This window comes from Clostridium sp. ATCC 25772, assembly GCF_001573875.1.
Classification (GTDB): Bacteria; Bacillota; Clostridia; order Clostridiales; family Clostridiaceae; genus Clostridium_J; species Clostridium_J senegalense.
The window spans coordinates 1-1008 of record NZ_LFRG01000132.1 but is presented as its reverse complement, the minus strand read 5'-3'; the positions used below and the strand labels follow the sequence as shown (position 1 = coordinate 1008).

1 pseudogene is annotated in these 1008 nt (G+C 22.9%); it reads left to right on the top strand.

From position 1 onward, the window contains the following. Positions 1 to 131: 131 nt before the first annotated feature. Positions 132 to 1008: pseudogene (locus tag AZI32_RS17145) on the top strand (hypothetical protein); the annotation flags it as partial.

Below are 1008 nucleotides of genomic sequence, written 5' to 3'. Positions count from 1 at the left end.
ATTAAATTTAAAAGTAATATAAAACTGAATAAACTTGCTAATTTCTTTTAAAAAACATAAAAAAGAGTCGGAACTCTCTCCTCTTAATGCATATATGAATAGTGAAAGCTTAATTTTAGGAGGGTTTATTTATGTTATATGAATTAAATTTTAATGAAGTTGAGGCTATTAAAGCAAATGTTAGTTTTGATGATATTTTAATTTTAGATTATATATTTAAAAATCATAATAAATTTATATCTAAAGTTTTTAATGGAGAAAAATACTACTGGCTAGATTATGATGAAATGTTAGAAAATCTACTTATTCTTAATATAAAAAAAGATACACTTTATAGAAAGCTTAAAAAACTTTGCAGAAATAAAATTCTTAAACATAATGTGTTAAGAGACAACGGAGCATATTCCTTTTATGGTTTCACAGAAATCTTTTATAGAATATTTGATGTTAAAAATAATAATTCTAAAAATAACCATAGTGAAAAATCTCCGAATACATCTATGGATAAAAATACAGATAGTCTTGTTAATTCTTTTTCTTCTTCGGATAATTTGCAAAACAGTTGGGATTCTCTCCATAATGCTATGGATAAAAATCCTGATAATATGGATTTAGGTGATTTTATATCCTTATCAAAGGGATTTTTTAAAGACCTTCATGGAGATAATTCCTTGATGAAAGATATATATAATATATTAAATAACATAACAATGTTATTTAATAATATAAAATCTATAAATAGATTTTATATAAATAATCAAAAAGATAATAATATATATAATAATATAACAACAACTACTACTAACAGTAGTACTAGTAGTACTTCTAATAGTTTTAGTTATAATTTAAATAAGGATTTAAATCCTATAAACTCTAAAGTTTATTCTTACTACAGCGAAAATGGTTTTGGTAATTTAACTACAGATGCAATTTTAACTTTAGATAGGCTTGTAGATGATAATGACACATTTACTGTTATAGATGCTATGGAAGAAGCAATTAGCAAAG